This window comes from Brachybacterium sp. NBEC-018 (assembly GCF_024860185.1).
In the GTDB taxonomy this organism is placed as follows: domain Bacteria; phylum Actinomycetota; class Actinomycetes; order Actinomycetales; family Dermabacteraceae; genus Brachybacterium; species Brachybacterium rhamnosum.
Genome location: NZ_CP100650.1, coordinates 3,681,561 through 3,703,836, shown reverse-complemented (window position 1 = coordinate 3,703,836; position 22,276 = coordinate 3,681,561). Strand labels below are relative to the sequence as shown.

The following is a 22,276-nucleotide window of genomic DNA, read 5'->3' as shown; positions in this document are numbered from 1 at the left end:
GCTGGCCCCGTCACAGCAGGGTCCGGCCAGGGACCTCGAGCGGAGGAGCACTGATGGGCGACCCCATCGAACCGCGCCGCGGCCCGAGCCGCGCCGACCGCCGCACCGCGCGGCGACGCCTCGGGCCCGGCCTCGTGTTCCTCGTCGTGGGGCTCACGATGATCGGCGGCTACGCCACCATCTTCCACGCGCTGATGGCCCGCGAGGGCCGCGAGTACTCGTGGATCAGCGCCGTGTACTGGGCGATCACCACCATGACGACCCTCGGCTACGGCGACGTGACCTTCGAGTCGGACGCCGGTCGCCTGTTCTCCCTGCTCGTCCTGCTCAGCGGCGTCGTCTTCCTGCTGGTGCTGCTGCCCTTCTTCGTCATCAACTACATGGTCACGCCGTGGCTGGACATGCGGCACACCGCGCGCACGCCCCGCAAGGTGAGCGCCCAGCTGCGCGACCACGTGATCCTCGTCGGCTCCAACGCAGTGACCCAGACCTTCATCGCCCGGGCCGAGCGCTCCGGCGCCCCGGCCGTCATGGTCGTCGAGGACCCGGTCGAGGCCGGCCGCCTCCACGACCTGGGCCTCCAGGTCGTCGTCGGCCCCCTCGACTCCGCCTACACCTACCGCAACGCGGGAGCGGACCGCGCGAAGCTCATCGCCTCGACCCTCTCCGACACCGCGAACACGAACGTCGCCTTCACCGTGCGGCAGGTCTCCGGCGAGGTGCCGATCGCGGTCACCGCGGAGAAGTGGGCGAGCGTCGACGTGCTCGGCCTCGCCGGCGCGGACCACGTGCTCCAGCTCGGCGCGGAGCTCGGCACCGAGATGGCCGGCCGGGTGCTCGGATCGACCGGCCAGGTGCACCGGATCGGCAGCTTCGGCAGCACCGTCATCGCGGAGGCCGCCGCGCGCGGCACCTCCCTCGTGGGCCGCACCCTCGTCGAGGCGACCGCGGAGATCTCCTCCCGCGTGCGGATCCTCGCGATCATGCGCAAGGGCCGGCTGCGCCCCCTCAAGCCCGAGCAGCGGATCACCGAGAACACGGTGCTCATCCTCGCCGGGGAGGCGGAGGACCTCGCCGTCTTCGACGCGGCCTTCCTCGCCGGCCAGCAGCTCGAGGCGCCCGTGGTGATCCTCGGCGGCGGCCGCGTGGGGCGCGCCGCCTCCCGCGCGCTCAGCGAGGACGGCGTGCCCAGCATGATCGTCGAGCAGATCCCCGGCCGGGTCGAGGCCTCGACCGGCGCCCGCGAGGGCACCGCGAGCTATCAGGTGGTCCACGGCGACGCGGCGGACCAGCGCGTGCTGCGGGAAGCCGGCTTGCAGGAGGCCTCCGGCGTGCTCGTCACCCCGCACGACGACGACCTCAACGTCTACCTCACCCTGTACTGCCGGCGCCTGCGGCCCGAGCTGCAGATCGTCTCCCGCGCGACCTACGAGCGGAACGTCGCGACGCTCTACCGGGCCGGCGCGGACAGCGTGCTCTCCTACGCGACGATCGGCGCGACGGACCTGTGGAACCACGCCGGGCTCAGCCACCGCGTGCTCATCGCGGAGGGCAACGAGCTGTTCCTCGTGCCCTGCCCGCGGGTGCTCGTGCGCCGCAGCGTGCGCAACTCCGAGGTGCACCGACGCACGGGCTGCCACATCGTCGCGGTCGCGGGGGAGGACGGCACCCTCTCCTACGACTCCGAGTCGATCCCCTCCGGCGCGGTGAAGCTGCTGCTGCTCGGCGATCGGCACGCGGAGCGCATCTTCCGGGAGACCTACCTCCCGCTCGCCCGTCGCTGAGCGCCGCCCGTCGCGCCGCCGGGCCACAATGGGGGAGCACCCCCAGACCCCCGGAAGGGACCCCGTGACCCCCAGCCCCGCAGACCCGACCACCGTCGACCGCACCGCCGCTGTCCCCGCCGACGGCACCGCCGTCACCGCCACGACCGCCCCGGTGAGCTGGGAGTCGATCCCCGCGGGCGCCGCGGACCTCCGCCTCGTGGTGAGCGACATGGACGGCAGCCTCCTCACCCCGGGCGGTGAGATCCCCGAGGGCTTCTGGGAGCTCATGGACCGCCTGCGCGAGCGCGGCGTCGCCTTCGTCCCCGCGAGCGGCCGCCAGCTCGCGACCCTGCAGGCGACCTTCGGCCCCGACGCCGCGACCGGCCGCGAGGGCGTCGCCAGCTACATCGCCGAGAACGGCACCCTCGTGGTGCACGAGGGCGAGATCGTCGGCACCACCGTCGTCGCCGAGTCGACCGCGGCGGCGGTGCTCGCGCTGGTCCGCGAGCTCGCGGCGGGCGGAGCGGCCCTGGGCCTCGTGCGCTGCGGCATCGAGGGCGCCTTCGTCGAGAGCACCGACCCGGCCTTCCTCGCGGAGGCCCGCAAGTACTACCGGAACCTCACCGTCGTCGACGACCTCGCCGACGTCGAGGGTCCCGTCCTCAAGCTCGCCGTGCACGACGCGGTCGACGCCGAGGCCACCGCCCCCGCCTTCGCCCGCTTCGAGGAGACCGAGCAGGTCGTCGTCTCCGGCCAGCACTGGATCGACGTCATGAACCAGGAGGTCGACAAGGGCCAGGGCGTGCTCGCCCTCCAGGAGGCGCTCGGCGTGACCCTTGCGCAGACCGCCGTGTTCGGCGACTACCTCAACGACACGGGCCTGTACGCCGTCGCCGACTGGTCCTTCGCGATGGCGAACGCGCACCCCGGGATCCTCGCCCTCGCCCGCTACGTCGCCCCCTCGAACGCGGAGCGCGGCGTCGTCACCGTGGTCGAGCACCTGCTGGGCCCCGCCGAGCGCTGACGCGCCCCACCTCCCACCGAACCGCCCTCCCGTCCGATCCGCCCCAGAGGAGCAGCCCCATGACCTCCGCCCCCGTCAAGCTCGCCGTCGGCGATCCCGCCCCCGCCCTGGACCTGCCCCTCGCCGGCGGCGGCCGGGTCACCCTCGAGGACCTCGCCGGCGCCCCCGCGCTGCTGTGGTTCTACCCCGCCGCGAACACCTCCCTGTGCACCAAGCAGGCCTGCGACCTGCGGGACAACCACCAGATGTTCCTCGACGCGGGCTACCGGGTCATCGGCGTCTCCCCGGATCCGGTGCCCGAGCTCGACCGCTTCGTCGCCGAGCAGGACCTGCCCTACGACCTCGCCTCCGACGAGTCGCACGCCGTCATGGCCGCCTACGGCGCCTGGGGCGAGAAGAACATGTACGGCAAGCTCGTCGAGGGCGTCATCCGCTCGACCTTCGCGATCGACGCCGAGGGCAGGATCGAGTTCGCGAAGTACCGGGTGGGCACCCCGAAGCACATCGCGCTGCTGCAGGAGAAGCTCGGCCTCTGAGTGCGTCGTCGGCGGGGCACCGGACGGCGCCGATGGTGCCGACGACTCTCGCCGCAGGTGCGGGTCCCGCGACCGGGAGCCGCCCCCGTCGGCCGGTCGCAGGATTGTGACGTGATCGCCCTCCCGCCGCTTTGGTGCGCATGCTCGGGCTCCCGTATGCTGTCACGGCATGTCCTCACCCGGTGCTCGCACCGGACGGTCATGAGGAGACGTGGCAGAGCGGCCGAATGCGCTCCCCTGCTAAGGGAGTAGGTGGTGATAAACCGCCTCGGAGGTTCAAATCCTCTCGTCTCCGCCCTCGATCGACGGGCCCCGGTGCACAGCGCCGGGGCCCGTCGGCGTTCCCGGGCCTGCGTGCGAGCCACGGCCCGCACCGCCCCGCCCGTGCCCGTGCCCGTGCCCGCCTCCGCGCGCGCACATGTGTGGCGATGGTCCGATTCCGTTCCGGATCGGGGCCTGCGATGGAACGGAATCGGACCATCGCCGGTGGGGCGGGGTGGTGCAGCGGCGCGACGGCGGGCGGGTGTCCCGAGGAATGGCCCTCGCGGTGGGGGCGGAACCGGCGCGCGGTAGTCTGGGCGGCGTTGTCCCGCGCCGTCGCGGTCGCTCGCACCGTCGGCGGCCGTGCTGCGGCGCCGCCGATCATCAGGAGGCCCCGTGCCAGAGACCGACGCGTTCCCTGTGCCCACGCTCACGAGCGAGTTCCCCGTCGTCGGGGACGATCCGCACATCGATGCCCCGCTCCGTGCGAGCGTGCGCCGGCTGTCGACGCTCCTCGGCCGCACCCTCTCCGACCAGCACGGGCAGGAGCTGCTGGACCTCGTCGAGCAGGTCCGTCAGCTGACCAAGGAGGCGAAGTCCTCCGGCAGCACCGCCACCGCCCGTGACGTGCAGAAGCGCCTCGCCGAGCTCCCCCTCGAGCAGGCGACCCCGCTGACCCGCGCCTTCACCCAGTACTTCCTGCTCGCCAACGCCGCGGAGCAGGTCTACCGCGTGCGCGCCCTGCAGGAGCGCCCCGCCGCCGAGTCGTGGGTGCCGCGCGCCGTCCAGGGCGTCGTGGACAAGGTGGGCCCCGAGGGCCTGCAGGAGGCCGTCGACTCCCTCGACGTGCGCCTCGTCTTCACCGCGCACCCCACCGAGGCGTCCCGCCGCGCGGTGCTCACCAAGCTGCGCCGGATCTCCGACCTCCTGGCCACGGAGACCGCGGAGGGCAGCGTCGAGCGCCGCCGCCAGGACCACGACCTCTCCGAGGCGATCGAGGGCCTGTGGCTCACGGACGAGCTGCGCCGCGACCGGCCCACCCCGCAGGACGAGGCCCGCAACGTCCTCTACTACCTGCGCCAGCTCTACCTCCAGACCCTGCCCGGGTTCCTCGACGACCTCCGCGAGGAGCTCCGCGCCAAGGGGGCCGAGCTCTCCGAGCGCCAGGTCCCGCTGCGCTTCGGCTCCTGGATCGGCGGCGACCGCGACGGCAACCCCTTCGTCACCGCGCAGGTCACCCGCGAGGTGCTCCAGCTCCAGGCGGAGGCCGCGATCGACATCGCGACCCAGGTCATCAACGACCTGATCGCCGATCTCTCGATCTCCTCCGCGCTCACGGGCGACGACGAGGAGCTCCGCGAGAGCCTCCGCGCCGATCTCTCCTTCGAGTCCGAGGTGGACGAGAACCAGCAGCGCCTCTTCGAGCAGGAGCCCTACCGCCTCAAGCTCGGCGCGATGCGCGCCAAGCTCGCCGCGACCCGGGCGCGGCTGCGCAGCGGCGACGCGCACGTGGACGGCAAGGACTACCGCGACGGCGAGGAGCTCCAGGCGGACTTCGAGGTGCTGCGTGCGGCGCTCTCCCGCCACGGCGCCCACAAGGTCGCCGACGGCACCGTCGCGATCGCCCAGCAGGTGCTCGCCGGCTCCGGCCTGAACCTCGCGACCCTCGACGTGCGCGAGCACTCCGTGAAGCACCACGAGGTCGCCGCCCGTCTGTTCGACCGCGTGGGCGAGCTGGACCGGCCCTACGCCGAGCTCTCCCGCGAGGAGCGCACGGACGTTCTCTCCTCGGAGCTCTCGAGCCGCCGGCCGCTCGTGGGCGCGGCGATCTCCGAGGACGAGACGATCCTCGACGACGCCACGCGCACCACCTACGGGGTGTTCCGCGAGATCCGCGAGGCGCACCGCTCCTACGGCACCGCCGCGATCGAGACCTACATCATCTCGATGACGCACGGCGCCGACGACGTCCTCGCCGCGGCGCTGCTGGCGCGCGAGGCGGGGCTCATCACCCTCGCGGGCGGTCCGGGCAGCGACGAGAACCGGGCGGACATCGGCTTCGCGCCGCTGCTCGAGGAGGTCGCGGACCTCCGCACCTCCGGCGCGATCCTCGACCGCCTGTTCTCCGACCCCTCCTACCGCGAGATCGTGCGCCTGAACGGCGACCGCCAGGAGGTCATGCTCGGCTACTCCGACGGCAACAAGGACGCCGGCGTCATCACGAGCCAGTGGGAGATCCACCAGGCCCAGCGCTCGCTGCGCGACGCGGCGGCGCGCCACGGGGTCACCCTGCGCCTGTTCCACGGCCGCGGCGGGTCCGTCGGCCGCGGCGGCGGCCCCACCTACGACGCGATCCTGGCCCAGCCGTACGGCGTGCTCGAGGGCGAGATCAAGTTCACCGAGCAGGGCGAGGTCATCTCCGACAAGTACATGCTGCCCACGCTCGCGCGCGAGAACCTCGACCTCTCGCTCGCGGCCGTCATCGAGGGCTCCGCGCTGCACACCGCGCCGCGCACCACGCCCGAGCAGCTGGACCGGTTCGGCGAGGTCATGCAGCAGGTCTCCGACGCCGCCTTCACGCGGTACCGGACCCTCGCCGACGACCCCGACCTGCCCGAGTACTTCGTGACCTCAACCCCGGTGGAGCAGCTCGGCGATCTCAACATCGGTTCGCGCCCCTCCAAGCGCGCGACCTCGGACAAGGGCCTCGACGGCCTGCGCGCCATCCCGTGGGTGTTCGGCTGGACCCAGTCCCGCCAGATCGTCCCGGGCTGGTTCGGCGCCGGCTCCGGCCTCAAGGCCGCCCGTGAGGCGGGCCTCGAGCCGGATCTCCACGAGATGCTGAAGCACTGGCACTTCTTCCGCTCGCTCATCAGCAACGTCGAGATGACGCTCGCGAAGACGGACATGCAGATCGCCTCCCACTACGTGCACTCGCTGGTGCCGGAGCGGCTGTGGCCCCTGTTCGAGCGGATCCGTGAGGAGTACGAGCTCTCCGTCGCGGAGCTCGAGCGCCTCACCGGCGTGCTCGAGCTGCTGGACAACCAGCCCGTGCTCAAGCGCACCCTCACCGTGCGCGACCGCTACCTCGACCCGATCTCCTACATGCAGGTCGCGATGCTGCAGCGCGTGCGCGCCGCCGCCGCGGCCGGCGAGGAGGTCGACCCCGAGCTCCAGCGGGCGCTGCTGACCACGATCAACGGTGTGGCCGCGGGCCTGAAGAACACGGGCTGATCCCCGGAGCCCCCTGCACGACGGCGGCCGTCCCCTCCTCGGGGGCGGCCGCCGTCGTCGTTGTCGCGGGGGCCGTCTGCTTCGTCGCGGGCGGGGGAGCTGGACCGGCTCGGGAGCGGCCACGCCCTGCCTCGCTGAGATCTATTGGCACCTGAAGGAGCATCCTCGGCCCACCATGCTCCCTCAGCTGCCAAAAGTGCCGGTGGTGCCAATATTGCGGTTGGTGCCCAAGGTTCCTCTCACGCCAACGGAGCCATGGGAGCCAACAGAGCCATTGGCGGCAACGGAGCCATGGGAGCCAACAGAGCCATTGGCGCCGACAGAGCCATTGGTGCCAACGGAGCCGTTGGTGCCAACGGAGCCGTTGGTGCCAACAGAGCCATTAGAGCCATTGGAGCCATTAGAGCCATTGGGGTCGTGGGGGCCGATGGTGCTGCGGAGCCGAGGGGTGCAGCGGGCTTCGCCGCGCCGTCAGGCGGCCGACCAACGACGGGGCGGCACGGACACGCGGCACAGGTCGTCGCCGGCCTCGCCCAACCACCGCGACTCGGGCGGCGCCTCGGCCCCGTGCGAGACGAAGGCCCGGCGCAGCGTGGACAGGAAGCGCCTCGGGTCGGCGATGTCGTCGGCGTCGAGGAACGGCAGCGTCCACCCCAGGGAGGTCAGGGACTCACGGCGCGCATGGTCGCGGCGCCATTGCCTGATGCCACGGCGGTCCTTGTCCCGCCCGCGGCGGTGGTAGTCCCCGTCGTACTCGGCACCCACCATCTGCTCCGGCCGTCCGTTGTCGAGGCGGCGGATGACTCCCGAGTCCGGGTCCTTCACCGGGAGGTTCGGCACGGGCTCGGGGAAGCCGGCGCACGTGACCAGCAGTCGCGTGCGGGTCTCTCCCGGAGATTCCACGCCGGGCCGGGCGAGCTCCAGCGCCCGCCGCAGAAGGCGGACGCCGTGGGACCCGTCCAGGGAGTCCAGGATCTTGGCGATCTGCTGGCGCGAGCCGTCCGCGTAGCGGCTGCGCGGTCCCAGGAGATGGTCGAGTCCGACGACGAGGTCGTCGAGATCGAGGATCCCGGCGCACTCCACCAGGGCGACGACGGGATGGGACACGGCGATGCCGCGCACCAGCATCGAACATGCAGGTCGCATCCGATGCACGGTGACGGCGGGCCCGGCGCCCCGCCGCGATGGGCCGGGCACGCGGCAGTGGATCCGCGGAGGACGGAAGACCTCGTCTCCTGCGCTGCCCGTCCCCGCCGTGCCATCGGACCTGTCCGTGCCGACGGGCCTGTCCGTGACACCGGTCTTGGCCGTGTTGCCGGGCCCTGCATTGGTGGCGCGCCGACTGGGGATCGGCGCCGGGTACCGGCCACGAGCATCGGGTTCGGCGAGGAAGCTGATGCCGTCGTCCACCCACCAGGGCAGCGGTATCCCGTGGAACGCGGCGGCGGTCGTATGGCTGATGACCGCGTGGGGGAGGACGCTCGTCTGCAGCACCGCAGCGATCCGATCGAGGCTCGCCGGCGCCGACGTCGGTGTGTACCACCTGCCCAGCACCCGAGTGAGCTCGGGGCCGGACACCCGGCGGGACGAGACGCCGCGCTCCACCCACTCCGTTCGAGTGAGCAGGAGCCCTGGAGGCAGCGGAGCGGCGCGCATGCTCGGCACCGTAGGCCGCCTGCGTTGCGCACGCGGCGATTCCGGAGCCGCGGTGGACTGGCGCGCATGGGGAGGAACGACAGAGGTGGCCCGGGCACGGTGCACGTCAACTTCGCGGGAGGCTGCAGCCTGCTCCGCATCGATCGTCGGAGCGCGCGATCCTCAGAAGAATTGGCGCCTCAGAGAGCATGTTCGAGCGAAGATGCTCCCTGAGGCGCCAATGGTTCTTCTGCTGCCAATATCTGAGGCTGGGCTTGGCCGGGCCGGGCCGCCTCGCGGGGGAGGGAGGCGCGTGGCCCTCGGGCTCCGGGCGACGCCGCGCCGGCGCCCCGGGGTCAGCGGGCGGTGCCGTCCACGGCGAACTCGTCGATCGCGGCGAGCTCGTCCTCGGTGAAGGTGAGGTTCTCGAGCGCGGAGATGTTCTGCTCGAGCTGCTGGACCGAGGAGGCGCCCACGAGCGCCGTCGCGACCTGCGGGTGGCGCAGCACCCAGGCGAGGGCGAGCTGGGCGAGGCTCTGGCCGCGGTCGTGGGCGATCGCGGAGAGGCCGCGCACGCGCTCCTGGTAGAGCGGGTCGCTGATCTTCTCCTCGGAGAGCGAGCCGCTGGTCCGGGCGCGCGAGCCCTGCGGGACGCCCTGCTGGTAGCGGTTGGTGAGCAGGCCCTGCTGCAGCGGGGAGAAGACGGCGAGGCCCACTCCGAGGTCCTCGACCGCGTCGAGCAGGCCGTCCTCGACGTGACGGTTGAACATCGAGTACGACGGCTGGTGGATCAGCAGCGGCGTGCCGAGGTCGCCGAGGATGCGGGCGGCCTGGCGGGTCCGCTCGGGGGAGTAGTTGGAGATGCCCGCGTAGAGGGCGCGGCCGCTCTTCACGGCCTGGTCGAGGGCGCCCATGGTCTCCTCGAGGGGCGTCTCGGGGTCCTCGCGGTGGTGGTAGAAGATGTCGACGTACTCGAGGTCCAGGCGCTCGAGCGACTGGTCGAGGGAGGACAGCAGGTACTTGCGGGAGCCCCAGTCGCCGTAGGGGCCGTCCCACATGGTGTAGCCGGCCTTCGTGGAGATGATCAGCTCGTCGCGGTGCCCGGAGAAGTCCTGGGCGAGGATCCGGCCGATGTTCTCCTCCGCGGATCCGGGCGGCGGGCCGTAGTTGTTCGCGAGGTCGAGGTGGGTGACGCCGAGGTCCACGGCGCGGCGCACGATCGAGCGCAGCAGCTCCGGGTCGCGGCCGGCGCCGAAGTTCTGCCACAGGCCCAGGGAGATGGGGGAGAGGCGGAGGCCGGAGCGGCCGACGCGGCGGTAGTCGGTGTGCGCGTAGCGCGTGGCGGCGGGGGAGTAGGCCTCGTTGCTCATGCCTCCAGCATAGTGCCGGGGCAGGCCCGACGGCAGGGGGGAGATGCTGGTCAGCGCCCGGATCCCAGGAACGTCGGGCCCGTGCTCGGCACGTGCTGCTGTGCTCAGGACGCGCTGAGGTCCCGCTCCATGACGTCCATGCCGAGACCGGGGACCTTGAGGTCCTCGTCGCGGCCGGCGAAGGGGATGGTCCGACCGGTCGGGACGAAGCCGTGGCGCTCGTACCAGGCGTGCAGCTCGGGCCGGGACTGCAGCACATGGATCTCGAGCACCCGCACCCCGCGCTCGGCGCAGCGCCGCACCTGCTCCTCGAGGAGGGCACGGCCGATGCCGCCGGACTGCGCGGCGGGGTCGACGGCGAAGAGGCCGAACTCGGCGCGGTCCCCGTCGCGCGAGGTGTAGCAGCAGCCGACGACGGGGGACGAGGGGTCCTCGCCCTGAGCGGCGACGACGAGGTCGACGTCCGGGTCCCCGAGGAGCGTCTGCACCTCGCCCGCGTGGGTGCGGGCGCCGCCCACGAGGGAGCTCTCCGTGGTCCAACCGCCTTCGCCGCGATAGGCGGCCTCGACGATCTCGACAATCCGGGGCACGTCCTGCGGGCCGGCGGGGCGGAGGGAGAGCGAGGTGGCGGTGCCGGTCACGAGGGGAGGACTCCGATCCTGCGCAGGGCGCGCAGCAGGCCGTGGCCGTCGGGGGCGGCCACGGAGGGGATGGGACGGGTGGCGAGGACCTGGGCGTCGGCCTCCGCCGTGGTGGGCTCGCCCGCCGGGGCGGAGGAGCCCCCGCCGACGGTGGCGGGGAGGGTGCCGGGCGGCGGGGCGACGCGCGGGGAGCCGCCGCCGAGCGGCCGCAGGGTGCCGTGGGAGAGCAGCTGCTCGGGCTCGGTCAGCTGGCGGATCGCGATCGCCTCGACCTGGTCGGGCCGGGCGGCCGCGAAGTCGCCGTAGATCGCGGGGTCGTGCTGGCCGTCGTCGCCCACGAGGATCCAGCGGATGCCGGGGAAGTCGCGGGCGAGGTGCTCGAGGGAGCGCTCCTTGTGGCGGCGCCCGGAGCGGAACATGCCCGTGTTCGTGGGGCCCCAGTCGGTGAGCAGCAGGGGGCCGTCGGGGTAGCCGTTCTTGTACAGGAACCGTCGCAGCACGGGGAACACGTTCCAGGCGCCCGTGGAGAGGTACAGGACCGGCATGCCGGGGTGGTCGCGCAGCAGCTGCTGGTAGAGCATCGGCATGCCCGGGACGACCTTGCGGGTCGACTGGTGGGCGACGAACGCGTTCCAGAAGGCGAGCAGCGGCCGGGGGAGCCACGTGACCATGACCGTGTCGTCGATGTCGCTGACGAGGCCCACCTCCGCGTCCGGCGGGAAGACGGTGACGTCCGCGGTGACGGCGTTGGACGGGGTGGTCCACAGGACCGCCTCGTGGTGGCCGGGCTCGAGCTCGACGTCGAGGCGCACGTCGACGATGCCGGCGCGGTCCGCGCGGGTCGTGATCTCCCGGTCGCCGATGCGCAGGTGCACGGTGCGGTGCGGGGCGACCTGGCCGGCGAAGTTCCGCCAGCCGCGCACCGCCATCCGCCGCATGTCCTCGACCGGCTGGTCGTGGTGGTCGGCGGGGGTGTGCGGCGTGGCGTAGCGGACCTTCGCGAGCACGCGCACGGCGTTCGTGCTGCCGTAGCCGTGGAAGGGCTGCAGGCGGAGGTCCCAGCCCAGGCGCCGCAGCACCCGGCCGATGCCCACGTTCTTCGCGTCCTCCACACGGGCCGCCCAGTGGGGGCGCGCGGTGTGCTCGGGTGCGCCGCGACCGTTCAGGCGCGGTGCGGGCAGCGGGGAGCGCACGGGCGGGACCGCAGGCGGCTCAGACGCCGCGGGCCATCTTCAGCCAGGCGCCGTCGGGGTCGTCCTCGACGATCTGCCAGCGCTCGCCCGTGTCCTGGAAGCCGAGGGCCCGGTACAGGCCGGTCGCGCCGACGTTGCTGGGGCCGACGTAGAGCGTCACCGTGTCGGCGCCGTCCTCCTCGGCCCAGGCGAGGACCGCCTCGGCGAGGCGCTGGGCGAGACCGGTCTTGCGGGAGGTCGGGGTGACCCACATGGCCTGGAGCTCGCGCTCGTTCTCCGGGGAGTCCGCCTCGTGACGGACGGCGACCACGGCGAGGGGCTGGCCGTCCTCGACCGCGAGGAACCAGGCGGCGTCCTCGACGCGCTGACGCCACACGGCGTCGTCGTACGTGGACTCCTTCTCCCAGCTCTGGCCGAAGGCCGCGGGGTCGGTGCTGAGAGAGCGGAGCCGGATCTCACGCACGAGCGACCAGTCGTCGTCGTGGGCGCGGATGATGTCGGCCATGGCAGTCCTCCTGAGCCGTCGGTGCGGGGGATGGGCGATGACCACCGGGGGTGGACTCATGCCGTGCGGGGCACGGCCAGGGCCGGCGCCTCCGCCAGCATCATACGGGCCATGGGCGAACGGTGCGCACCTGCCCGCCGGAGTTGCGACAATGGCGCGATGGAGTCCTTCCGCGTCCTCACCGTCTGCACCGGAAACGTGTGCCGTTCCCCGGCGGCGGCGATCATGCTGCGCGAGGCCGTGCGCCTGGACGGGCTCGCGGACAGGATCGAGGTGGGCTCCGCGGGCACGAGCTGGGAGGCGGAGGGCCAGCCCATCGACGAGCGCACCGAGATCGCCCTCGAGCGCGCGGGCTACGACCGCCCCTTCGAGCACACGGCCCGCTCGATCCACCTCACGGAGCTGCTGACCTGGGATCTCGTGCTGCCGATGACGGCCGAGCACGCGCAGGTGCTGCGGCGCATGATCGATCAGGCGCCGGAGGGCTCCTCCGCCCCGGACGTCGTGCTGTGGCGGCAGTTCGATCCCACGGCGCCGGTGCAGGCCGGCGAGGCGGAGCTGAGCGTCAAGGATCCCTGGTACTACGGGCAGAAGGCGTTCGACCGCACGGTGCTGCAGATGCAGAAGTCGCTGCCCTCGCTGCTGCTGCACCTGCGTCTCGCCCTGCGCGACCGCGTCTGACGCGCCGGGCCGACGGGCGCGCCGCCCCCTCCGAGGAGCGGGTGACCGCCCTCAGGAGCGGCGGCGGTGGCCGCGGGGCCCGGAGATCTGCCGGCTGCGGAGGGTCGCGCCGATGAACCCGGCGGCGGTGAGGAAGCCGATGCCGAGGGCCGCGACGAGCACCTGACGCAGACGGCCGAAGCCGTTCCCGTCCTCCTGGGTGATCGCGCTGAGCAGCTGGACGATCGGGCCGCCGCTCGCGTTGGGGTCGTCCGGGGTGGTCGGCGGGGCCGCCGGCTCCTCGGTGGCGGAGCCGCCGGCGCTGCCGGAGCTCGTGGAGCCGCCGGAGTCGGAGCCGCTGCCCGTGCTGGTGGTGCCGGCGCTCGTGGAGCTCCCGGAGGTGCTCGCGGACTCGGATGCGGAGTCGGACTCCGACGCGGACTCCGGCGCGGAGGCGGGCTCGGAGTCGGGATCCGTGAGCACGGGCTCCTCGACCGGGGCAGAGGGCTGCTCGCTCGTGGGCTCCGGGTCCCGCGGCTGCTCGCTCGGCGAGGCGCTGTCCGTCGTGGTGGGGCTCTCGGTGGGCTCGGACGGCTCGGTGGTGAGCTCCGACTCCGGTGAGGTCGACGGGGTCGGGGCCGTCGTGGTCGGAGGCTCGGTCGTGGTCGGATCGGGCGTCGTCGGCTCCGTGGTCGGAGGCGCGGTGGTGGTCGGGGTGCCCGACGGGGATTCCGACGGCGTCTCCGACTCCGAGGGGGTCTCCGAGGGCGACTCGGACTCCGAGGGGGTCTCCGACTCGGGAGGCGTGGTGGTCTCGCCGCCGCCGCCGTCGGACGCGCAGCTCTCGCCACCGGCGTCGGACGGGTCGGTCGTGCACTCCTCGCCCGATCCGGCCTCGTCCCCGCCGCCGTCGCTCGCCGAGCTGCTTTCGGTCGGGGCGGTCGACGTCGTCTTGGAGTTCGTTAGCGACCTCGAGGGGGTCGTCGTGGCCGGCTCGACGGGGGAGTCGGTGGGGTCCTCGGCCGTGGGCTCGGGGGTGGTGGTCGTCGGCGTGGGCTCCGGCTCCGTCGTCGACGGCTCGGTCGTCTCCGTGGTCGTCGGCTCCGTGGTCGGCGCCGGATCCGAGGCCGTGGGCTCCGTCGTCGCGGGCTCGGTCGTCTCCGGCTCGGTCGACGGCTCCGACGGCTCCGGCTCCGTCGTCTCGGGCTCCGTGGTCTCCGGGGCCGTGCTCGCGGAGGGGGACGCGGACTCCGTGGGCGTCGCGGGCGCGCTCGTCGCGCTCGTCCCCTCGGCGCCGGGGGTCGCCTCGGACTCCGTGGTGCTCGTGGGCTCCGCGGCGCCCTCGGGCTCGTCCTCGCCCGCCGCGGGGGTCGACGCGAGCGGCGACTCCTGCGGGGCGTCGGGCTCGTCCGTCGTGGCGTCGTCGAAGGGGGTGGTCCGCTCGGAGGGGGTGGCCTCCTCGGCGGGGGTGCTCTCGCCCTGGTCGTCCTCCTCGGAGGTGCCGAGGGTGACCTCGACGGTGACGTCGTCACCGGAGGCCGCTGCGCTCGTCGAGGCGGTCGCGGGCTGCTGGGTGGTGGTCGTGCCCGAGGAGTCCTGGTCCCCGCCCGCGGCGAGGGCCGGGGCGGCGGCGGGGAGGCCGAGGGCGAGCACCGCGGTGCCGGCGCACAGTCGTGAGCGCAGACGCATAGGCGGAACCCCCCTTCTCCCTGTGTAGTCCTGTGGGCAGGCCGTTCGTGGCATGTGTGGCAGATCCAGCGGGGAAGCTTACCCTACCGAACCTTTACCTTCTCATTCATGATGTGCGGGGAACGGCGGTCGGGGCAAGGACGTGTGCACGGTGCCACGAGCAGTCCGGGAGACCCCCGGGAGGTCCCCGCGAGGTTCCCGGGAGCCCGACGGTGACCGCGCGGTCATCCCGACATGGATCGCCCGCGGTGCCGATCGGCACCGCGGGCGGTGGGGGTCAGTCGGCGAGAGCGCCGTCGACCAGGGCCTTCGCCTCCTCCTGGACCTTCGTGAGATGCTCCTCGCCGCGGAACGACTCCGCATAGATCTTGTAGATGTCCTCCGTGCCGGAGGGACGCGCGGCGAACCACGCGGACTCCGTGGAGACCTTCAGACCGCCGATCGCCCCGCCGGCCGGGGCCTCCGTGATCGCCGCCGTGATCGGCTCGCCGGCGAGGTCCGTGGCCGTCACCTGCTGGGGGCTGAGCTTCTTGAGCTTCGCCTTCTGCGCGCGGTCCGCGGGGGCGTCCGTACGGGCGTAGGCGCTCTCGCCGAAGCGCTCGACGAGCTCGCCGTGCAGGACGCTCGGGGAGCGGCCCGTCACCGCGAGGATCTCCGAGGCGAGCAGCGCGAGGATGATGCCGTCCTTGTCCGTGGTCCACACGGAGCCGTCGCGGCGCAGGAACGAGGCGCCGGCGCTCTCCTCGCCGCCGAAGCCCACCGAGGAGTCGATGAGCCCGGGCACGAACCACTTGAAGCCCACGGGGACCTCGAAAAGCTCGCGTCCCAGATCGGCGACGACCCGGTCGATGAGGCTCGAGGAGACCACCGTCTTGCCGACCTTCGCCCCCGCCGGCCAGCCCGGACGATGCGCGAACAGGTAGGTGATCGCGACCGCGAGGTAGTGGTTGGGGTTCATGAGCCCCGCGTCGGGGGTGACGATGCCGTGACGGTCGGAGTCCGCGTCGTTGCCGGTCGCGATGTCGTACTCGTCGCGGCGCTCGAGCAGGGAGGCCATCGACCACGGGCTCGAGCAGTCCATGCGGATCTTGCCGTCGCGGTCCAGGGTCATGAAGCCGAACTGCGGATCGACCTCGGGGTTCACGACCGTGAGGTCGAGGTCGTGGAGGTCGCTGATCATCGCCCAGTAGTCCACCGACGCGCCGCCGAGGGGATCGGCGCCGATGCGCACGCCCGCCTTGCGGATCGCGTCGATGTCCACGACGTTCGGCAGGTCCTGCACGTAGGTGTGGAGGTAGTCGTGGCGACCGGCCTCCTGCAGCGCCTTCTGGCGCCCTGCGCGGCGCACGCCCCGCAGGCCGGCGCCGAGCAGCTCGTTCGCGCGGTCGGCGATCCATCCGGTCGCGTCGGAGTCCGCGGGGCCGCCGTGGGGCGGGTTGTACTTGAAGCCGCCGTCGCGCGGCGGGTTGTGGCTCGGCGTGACGACGATGCCGTCCGCCCGCGAGGGGTCGGAGGCCGCCTTGCCGCGGTTGTGCACGAGGATCGCGTGCGAGACCGCCGGGGTCGGCGTGTAGCGGTCACCGGAGTCGATGAGCACCGCGACGTCGTTGCCGGCGAGCACCTCGAGGGCGGTGTCGAAGGCCGGGCGGGACAGCGCGTGGGTGTCGCGGCCGATGAAGAGCGGCCCGCGGATGCCCTGGCCCGCGCGGTACTCCACGATCGCCTGCGTGGTCGCGGCGATGTGATCCTCGTTGAAGGCGGTGTCCAGGGAGGAGCCGCGGTGGCCGGAGGTGCCGAAGGCGACCTGCTGGTCCGGGTCGCGGGGGTCCGGGTGGAGGTCGTAGTACGCGTCGAGGAGCTCGTCGACGTCGACGAGATCCTCCGGGAGGGCCTTCTGGCCTGCGCGGGGATGCATGGTCACCACTCCGTTCCGGGGGTCGGGGTCACGCGGCCACTCTAGGTGCCCCCGGTCCCGACCGTGGCCCGCGCGGTCGATCCCTGAGACAGGAGGACCGCGCGGTCGGGGGTGGGGGTGGGAGAGGGCAGGGCTCAGCTCCGCCGGGACCGCACGAGCAGGACGGCGCCCACGATCGCGAGGACCAGGCCGACGAGCCCGACGACGACGCCGATGATCGGCCCCAGGATCAGCGGCAGGGCGATGCCGAACACGTCGAGCGGCCCCATGTAGGCGGGCGCCTCGGTCCCCGTGCAGGTGATCGTGGCGGTCGTGTCCGCCGTCGCGACGACGCCGAGGCTCTGCTCGTAGGACGTGCCGTCGGGCGCGGTGATCGTGCCGGAGGTGGGGACGGTGGTGAGGTCCGACGGGCTCGCGCCCTCCACGGTGCAGGTGGCACCGGCGTCCGCCGTCGGGACGTAGAGGATGAGCATCTCGTTGGCACCCATGTCGACGGTGCCGCTCGCGCCCTGGACCACGGTGGGGCCGTCGGTCGCCTGCCCCATGACCCCGCTGAACCCCCAGATGATCCCGCCGATGGCGGCCGCGGGGCCCACGATGATCAGCAGTGCGAGGCCGATGATCAGCGGGACGAGCCCGCGGCGACGACGAGCGGGGGCCGGGGCCGACGGGCCGCCCGCGGGGGACGGGGCCGCGCCGTGCGAGGTCCAGGCGGCGGGCTCGTGCGGCGCCGGGCTTCCGTACTGGCCCTGCGGGGCCGGGCTGCCGTACTGGCCCTGCGGGGCCGGGCTGCCGTACTGACCCTGCGGGGCGGGGCTCCCGTACGCGCCCGGAGCGGCGGCGTCACCGGGCTCCGGGGCGGGGGCGGGCAGGCCGTAGGTGGGGCGCCGGCTCTGGCCGGGTGCCGTGGTGTCGCCGTCGGACATCAGGGGCTCCTTCGCGGGGGGACCCGGGAAGGATAGCGACGCCGCCTCCGAGAGGGCTCAGAGAGCCCCGAGCACGATCCGCATCCCCATCGCCGTGATCACACAGGTCACGATCGGGGTCGCGATCCAGAAGCCGACGATCTTCGCGGCGACGGTCCAGCGCACGTGCCGCGGACCGATCGCCGCGCCCGCGCCGACCACGCTCGAGGCGAGGGTGTGGGAGCTCGAGATCGGCACCTGGAAGCCGACCACGGCGAGGGCCATGAGCAGCGCCGAGGTGCACTCCGCGACGAAGCCCTGCGCCGAGTTCAGCGACGTGAGCCGGCGCCCGATGGTGCGGATGATCCGGTGGCCGCCCATGAGCGTCCCCGCCGCGATCGCGACCGCGATCGGCACGAGCAGCCACAGGGAGTCCGCGAGCGGGAGCCCGGCCGCCTGGCAGGCGAGGACCACGAGCGCGTAGGGGAGACGGGAGTCGCTCAGTCCGTGCCCCGTCGCGACCGCGCACGCGGAGACGGTCTGGGCGAAGCGGAGGTGCCCCACCCTCAGCCGCTCGGTGCGCCCCAGCGCGAGCAGTCCCCGCATGCCGGCGATGCTGATGAGCATGCCCATCAGCGGTCCCAGCAGCGTCGCGAGGGCGAGCAGGCCGATCACGGGCAGCCAGGCCTCGAAGGCGCCGAGGGCGGCGGAGGCGCCGAGGGCCGCCCCGAGGAACGCGTGCCAGGTCGAGGAGGGCGTCCCGTACCACCAGGTGATGATCTCCCAGGCGAGGGTCGCGAGCAGCATGAGCACGAGCGCGATGCCGATGAGGTCCGGGGTGTCGGCGGCCGCCTCGATGATCGGGCCCAGCCCCAGCAGGGAGACCGCCCAGCCCACGCTGAGCGGCACGATGAGCATCCCGATCAGGGCGCCCAGGAGGTTGAGCACCGCGGCGAGGTTCAGTGCGGTGCTCTCCCGCAGCGAGCGGGTGGAGATGGTCGTGGAGACGGCGCTCGAGGCGTCGTGGAACCCGGTGTAGAACGCGGTGACGAAGGCGAGCAGCACCACGGCGACCAGGAGCGCGATCGTCACCTCAGGCGTCCTTGACGCGCAGCAGATCCGCGGTGCGCGCCGCCCGCTCCTGCAGCTCGACGATCGTGTCCACCGCGTCGATCACGTCCCGCTGGGGCAGCAGGTCGATCCCGGAGCCGCCGCGGGCGTAGAGCTCCCCGAGCGCCTGACGGGTGAGCCGACGGCCCTGCCGGGCGACCTTCCGCACCTGCGCGTAGTAGTCGCCGAGCTCCCGCACGGTGTCGAGCTTCCAGCTCGCGGTGACGGTCAGCTCGGCGCAGCGCTCGATGCCCTTGGCCGCCTCGAGCAGCGGCGTGGGCTGCGTGCCGCTGTGGAAGAGCACGAGCAGCTCGGCGCTGTGCTCCATCGCGGAGATCGAGTCCGCGACCGTGAGGGCGAGGGAGTAGAGCAGCTCCGCCTCGTAGGGCGTGATGAGGGAGTCCGCGAGCCGGTTCGCGATGCGGCGCACGAGCTCCTCGGCGCTCGTGGAGTGCTCGTGGAGGCGGGGGGCGATGCGCATCCGCTCGCGGTAGCCCGAGCCGAGGACGGTCGAGTGGGTGTCCGCGGCCTGCACCTGGATCTCGGCGAGCTCGGCGAACAGTCCGTACATGGGGCGCTCGAGCCGCCGTGGGAACAGCTGCACCATGGCCAGACGCCTCCTCGCGCCCGGTGGCGCAGCCCTCGCCCTCGGCACCCGGATCAGGGGTGCGGGGCCGTTCCAACGTCGATGCGCCGGACCGGGATGCGCCTGTCGGCGCGAAGGCCGCTCGAAGCGGCAAATGTTGGAGCCCGGGGCAACCGCGGCCCGACGCGCGAACCATCGTAGGGCACGTGCCCGGGCGATGTCAGCGGGGAGGCCCGTGGAGCGGCCACAGGCGGGGGAGGAGTGAAGCATCTCGCACGGCGCCCCGCAGCACGCCCCGCCCAGGAGGGGCCGCGGCGCCGTCAGTCCAGCGTGCCCGCCTCGGCGTGGCGGCCGGCCGCGACGAGCTCCTCGCCGGTGCTCAGCAGGCGCTCCGCCTGCGCCGTGAGGCCCTCCTCGGGGGAGGAGTCGGCGAGGTGGGCGGTGCCGTGGGCGACGATCGTGGCGACCGCTCCGGCGCGGATCAGGGCCATGCCGAGATCGCCGGTGAAGGCGCCGCGCAGGATGTCGTCCATCGTGCGGCGCACCTCGTCGACGTCCGGCGGCTCGGAGAGGCCGGAGAGATAGCGCAGGCCGGGCACGGTGCGGGAGCCCTCGCGGTACCGCAGCACCACGTCGTCGCCGGCCCGCTGCACCCACGTGTGCAGCACGTACAGGCGCCAGAGCGCGCCCGGCAGGGTCGTCGCGGGCGCGCGTGACCAGAGCGTCGCGAGGTCGCCGAGGCCCTCGCGCGCGGCGAGGGTCAGCACCCGCTGCACGACCTCCGGGTCCTCGCTGTGGAACACGCCGTCCAGCAGCGCGCTCGCCGAGCTGTGGGCGAGGTCGCTCGCGGTGCCCGGGTCCGGGTCACCCGGCAGCTGATCGGCGACGGAGGGGTACAGCGAGGCGGGACGGCGGAAGCGGGGGGAGGAGCCGGACATGCCCCGCACTGTACGACCGCTCCCTCCGCGCACGCACCTGGGGACCTCTCCCCATGGCGCGGCTCGCACGGCCGCCGTACGGTCGGGCCATGACCGTCCCCCGCTCGTTGGATCCCGGCACCGGCCCCCGGCCGCTGCCGGACTTCTCGCGCGGCGCCGCGACCGTCGAGCGCATGCTGCGCGCGGTCGCCGAGCTCCGTCCCGCAGCCGGGGAGGATGCCGCACCCCGCGACGCCGCTGCACCCCGCGACGCCGCTGCACCCCGCGACGCCGCCGCACCGCGCGACGCCGCCGTGACCCGGCCGGGCGAGGGCAGGAGCGTCCCGGCCCCGCGCGTGCTGCTGCCCGCGCACGCCCTGCGACGCAGCGTGGTCGGCGCGGTCGTCGGCGCGGTGGGGCTCGCCGGGGCGACGGTCGCCGCCGGGGCCGCGGTGCTGCTCGCCCTGTCCCGCACCGGACCCGGGGCGCCCTCGCTCGGCCTCCTCGCCGCGGAGGCGGCGCTCGGCCTGCTCGTGCTGGTGCTCGGCGGCCTGGGACTGCGGTTCGCGCTGTCCGGGCTCGCGGCGGCGCGGGCGAGCGTCGAGATCGGGGCCGAGGAGATCGTCAGCCGCGGCGCCCTGCGGGTGCGGCGGGTGCGCTGGGAGGACGTGGTCGACGTCGAGGCGCGGGTCGTGCACCCGGTGCACTGGCTCACGGTCGCGCTGCGCCTGCGCGGAGGGCGGCGCGTGGTGCTGCCGGCGCTCGACCGACCGGTGCGCGAGCACGGCCGCCCGAGCGCCGAGGGGGTCCGGATCCTGCGGCGCGAGCTGCACCGGCGACGCCGCCGGGGCCCCGGCCGCCGCTGAGGGCGGGCGGGTTCGCGCGGGGGACTGCGCGGGGAGCGGATCCGGGGCACCATGGGCGCACGGCGCCCGCGCGAGGGTCGGGCGCGCGGCAGGGGAGGCGACATGGAAGCGCTCGTGATGACGCTCGGCTCGGGATGGGTGAGCGGGGTGCGGCCCTACTTCATGGTCTTCCTGCTGGGGCTCGCCGGCCGCGTGCTGGGGCTCGAGCAGGTGCCCGAGGTGCTGCAGCGCACCGATCTCCTCGTCATCACCGGGATCCTGCTGCTCGTGGACCTCGCGGCGGACAAGATCGCCTTCCTCGACTCCTTCTGAGACCAGCTGCACCTGATCGTGCGGCCCGTGGCGGGCGGCGCGATCGGCTACCTGCTGGGCGGGGAGACCGACACGACCACCGCGGTGGTGATGGCGGTGATCGGCGCCGCGACGGCCTTCGGCTCCCACGCCGTCAAGAGCACCGCCCGGGCCGCCGTGAACATCTCCCCGGAGCCCGTCTCCAACGTCGTCGTCTCGACGGGGGAGGACCTCGCGGCCGTGGTGATGGGCGTGCTGACCGTGCTGCTGCCGGCCCTCGCGGCGGTGATCGCCGTGATCCTGCTGGCCTGCGGGATCTGGGTCGTGGTGCGGCTGCACCGCCGGTACCGCCATCTGCGCGCCCGCGCCCGGGAGGCCCGGGAGGCGCGGGCCGCACGCGGCGCGGACCCCCTCGCCTGAGATCCGGCGGGCGGGGTCAGCGCACGGGCGGGCTCAGGAGGCCGGTGCGGCGCTGACGCCGTCCTCCCAGAGCGCGCGGACGGCCTCGCCCACCTGCGCCCGGTCGATCGGGGAGACCGAGAGGACCCCCTCCTCGTCGAGCGGGAGGTGACCGGCGCGCCAGCTGCCGTCGGCCTCGACGTGGAGCATGAACGGGGTCTGCTCCTGCGCGGTCTCGAGCTCCGTGCGGCGCAGGGAGACCGTGCGGCCGGCACCGTCCTCGAGGAAGGCGGTGACGATGTCCGTCACCGAGCGGGGCACCTGGGCGGGGTCCGGGAGGGCGGAGACGATGAAGGAGTCCAGCTCGTCCTGGGTGAGCATGAGCACCGCGTCCCCCGCGGAGACCACGAACGCCATGCGCATCGCCTCGCCCTCGGAGAGCGCGAGCCCCAGCCAGCGGTCCGCGGAGGTGAGCGTGCCCGCGACGACCTGTCCCTCCTCGCCGAGCAGCCACTGGCCGTCCTCCGAGCGCTCGACCTTGCCGCGGGCGCGCAGGCCCGAGGTGACGGCGGCGGTGACGAACTCGCGGGCCTCCTCGGGGGCGCTGCGCAGCCCCACCTGCTCGCGGGTGACCGCGGCGTTCTCGGTGGGGCGCAGGGAGATCATGAAGTCGATCTCGTAGGCGGTGTAGATCGTCGGCTGGTCGTCCGCCTCGGTCGTGGCGCTGGTCTGGCTCATCGGGGCTCCTCCTCCGGCGGCAGGTGGCCGCCGCT

General features: G+C 73.5%; 19 protein-coding genes, 1 tRNA gene and 1 pseudogene. 9 read left to right on the top strand and 12 right to left on the bottom strand.

Annotated features, from left to right (window positions below; all coding sequences use genetic code 11):
* Positions 1-53: 53 nt before the first annotated feature.
* The 5 genes from NLU66_RS16995 to ppc all read left to right on the top strand — a co-directional run bounded on the left by NLU66_RS16995 (position 54) and on the right by ppc (position 6,821).
* A complete protein-coding gene (locus NLU66_RS16995) occupies positions 54-1,784 on the top strand; it encodes a potassium channel family protein (RefSeq protein WP_259360779.1) in 1,731 nt (576 codons plus the stop codon).
* Positions 1,785-1,848: 64 nt separating this feature from the next.
* A complete protein-coding gene (locus tag NLU66_RS16990) occupies positions 1,849-2,790 on the top strand; it encodes an HAD-IIB family hydrolase (RefSeq protein WP_259360778.1) in 942 nt (313 codons plus the stop codon).
* A gap of 59 nt (positions 2,791-2,849) precedes the next feature.
* Entirely contained in the window at positions 2,850-3,326 is a 477-nt protein-coding gene (locus NLU66_RS16985) for a peroxiredoxin (protein WP_259360777.1), read from the top strand.
* A gap of 205 nt (positions 3,327-3,531) precedes the next feature.
* Positions 3,532-3,621: transfer RNA gene (locus NLU66_RS16980), tRNA-Ser, on the top strand.
* A 362-nt stretch (positions 3,622-3,983) separates the two neighbouring features.
* Positions 3,984-6,821, top strand: a complete 2,838-nt coding sequence (gene ppc, locus NLU66_RS16975; RefSeq protein WP_259360776.1) for a phosphoenolpyruvate carboxylase — start codon at positions 3,984-3,986, stop codon at positions 6,819-6,821.
* A 471-nt stretch (positions 6,822-7,292) separates the two neighbouring features.
* On the opposite strand, the gene NLU66_RS16970 is transcribed toward ppc, so the two are convergent.
* From NLU66_RS16970 to NLU66_RS16950, 5 genes are all read right to left on the bottom strand, one after another.
* Positions 7,293-7,967 carry a hypothetical protein gene (locus NLU66_RS16970; RefSeq protein ID WP_259360775.1) on the bottom strand — a complete coding sequence of 225 codons (675 nt, stop codon included), beginning with the start codon at positions 7,965-7,967 and terminating at the stop codon, positions 7,293-7,295.
* Positions 7,968-8,812: 845 nt separating this feature from the next.
* Positions 8,813-9,826: an aldo/keto reductase gene (locus NLU66_RS16965; RefSeq protein ID WP_259360774.1), complete on the bottom strand. Its 1,014-nt coding sequence runs from the start codon at positions 9,824-9,826 to the stop codon at positions 8,813-8,815.
* A gap of 104 nt (positions 9,827-9,930) precedes the next feature.
* A complete protein-coding gene (locus tag NLU66_RS16960) occupies positions 9,931-10,467 on the bottom strand; it encodes a GNAT family N-acetyltransferase (RefSeq protein WP_259360773.1) in 537 nt (178 codons plus the stop codon).
* Entirely contained in the window at positions 10,464-11,660 is a 1,197-nt protein-coding gene (locus tag NLU66_RS16955; RefSeq protein WP_259360772.1) for an App1 family protein, read from the bottom strand. Before NLU66_RS16955 ends, NLU66_RS16960 begins: the two co-directional genes overlap by 4 nt.
* A 19-nt stretch (positions 11,661-11,679) precedes the next feature.
* Positions 11,680-12,165 (bottom strand): GNAT family N-acetyltransferase, encoded by a 486-nt coding sequence (locus tag NLU66_RS16950; RefSeq protein ID WP_259360771.1) that lies wholly within the window; start codon positions 12,163-12,165, stop codon positions 11,680-11,682.
* Between the two features lie 159 nt (positions 12,166-12,324).
* On the opposite strand from NLU66_RS16950, the gene NLU66_RS16945 reads away from it, so the two are divergent.
* Positions 12,325-12,846: a protein tyrosine phosphatase gene (locus tag NLU66_RS16945; RefSeq protein ID WP_259360770.1), complete on the top strand. Its 522-nt coding sequence runs from the start codon at positions 12,325-12,327 to the stop codon at positions 12,844-12,846.
* 51 nt (positions 12,847-12,897) lie between these two features.
* On the opposite strand, the gene NLU66_RS16940 is transcribed toward NLU66_RS16945, so the two are convergent.
* On the bottom strand, positions 12,898-13,308 hold the full coding sequence (locus NLU66_RS16940) for a hypothetical protein (protein WP_259360769.1): 411 nt from the start codon (positions 13,306-13,308) through the stop codon (positions 12,898-12,900).
* Between NLU66_RS16940 and NLU66_RS16935 the strand changes: the two genes are divergently transcribed.
* Positions 13,301-14,542, top strand: a complete 1,242-nt coding sequence (locus NLU66_RS16935) for a hypothetical protein (RefSeq protein ID WP_259360768.1) — start codon at positions 13,301-13,303, stop codon at positions 14,540-14,542. The two genes, NLU66_RS16940 and NLU66_RS16935, sit on opposite strands and share 8 nt — an antisense overlap.
* Positions 14,543-14,791: 249 nt before the next feature.
* On the opposite strand, the gene pgm is transcribed toward NLU66_RS16935, so the two are convergent.
* The 5 genes from pgm to NLU66_RS16910 all read right to left on the bottom strand — a co-directional run bounded on the left by pgm (position 14,792) and on the right by NLU66_RS16910 (position 19,968).
* Positions 14,792-16,429 (bottom strand): phosphoglucomutase (alpha-D-glucose-1,6-bisphosphate-dependent), encoded by a 1,638-nt coding sequence (gene pgm, locus NLU66_RS16930; RefSeq protein WP_259360767.1) that lies wholly within the window; start codon positions 16,427-16,429, stop codon positions 14,792-14,794.
* Between the two features lie 134 nt (positions 16,430-16,563).
* Complete coding sequence (locus NLU66_RS16925; protein WP_259360766.1) at positions 16,564-17,355, bottom strand: hypothetical protein; 792 nt, start codon at positions 17,353-17,355, stop codon at positions 16,564-16,566.
* A 57-nt stretch (positions 17,356-17,412) separates the two neighbouring features.
* Positions 17,413-18,426, bottom strand: coding sequence for an inorganic phosphate transporter (locus tag NLU66_RS16920; protein WP_259360765.1), 1,014 nt, complete (start codon positions 18,424-18,426; stop codon positions 17,413-17,415).
* 1 nt (position 18,427) lies between these two features.
* Positions 18,428-19,051 carry a hypothetical protein gene (locus NLU66_RS16915; protein WP_137771534.1) on the bottom strand — a complete coding sequence of 208 codons (624 nt, stop codon included), beginning with the start codon at positions 19,049-19,051 and terminating at the stop codon, positions 18,428-18,430.
* Positions 19,052-19,350: 299 nt separating this feature from the next.
* Positions 19,351-19,968 carry a hypothetical protein gene (locus tag NLU66_RS16910; protein ID WP_259360764.1) on the bottom strand — a complete coding sequence of 206 codons (618 nt, stop codon included), beginning with the start codon at positions 19,966-19,968 and terminating at the stop codon, positions 19,351-19,353.
* An 89-nt stretch (positions 19,969-20,057) separates the two neighbouring features.
* Here NLU66_RS16910 and NLU66_RS16905 point away from each other — a divergent pair, with 89 nt between their 5' ends.
* Together NLU66_RS16905 and NLU66_RS16900 are read left to right on the top strand one after the other, a co-directional pair.
* Positions 20,058-20,813: a PH domain-containing protein gene (locus NLU66_RS16905; RefSeq protein WP_259360763.1), complete on the top strand. Its 756-nt coding sequence runs from the start codon at positions 20,058-20,060 to the stop codon at positions 20,811-20,813.
* A gap of 51 nt (positions 20,814-20,864) precedes the next feature.
* Positions 20,865-21,524, top strand: a pseudogene (locus NLU66_RS16900) (DUF4126 domain-containing protein).
* 33 nt (positions 21,525-21,557) lie between these two features.
* On the opposite strand, the gene NLU66_RS16895 reads toward NLU66_RS16900, so the two are convergent.
* On the bottom strand, positions 21,558-22,241 hold the full coding sequence (locus NLU66_RS16895; protein ID WP_259360762.1) for a hypothetical protein: 684 nt from the start codon (positions 22,239-22,241) through the stop codon (positions 21,558-21,560).
* Between the last annotated feature and the right edge of the window lie 35 nt (positions 22,242-22,276).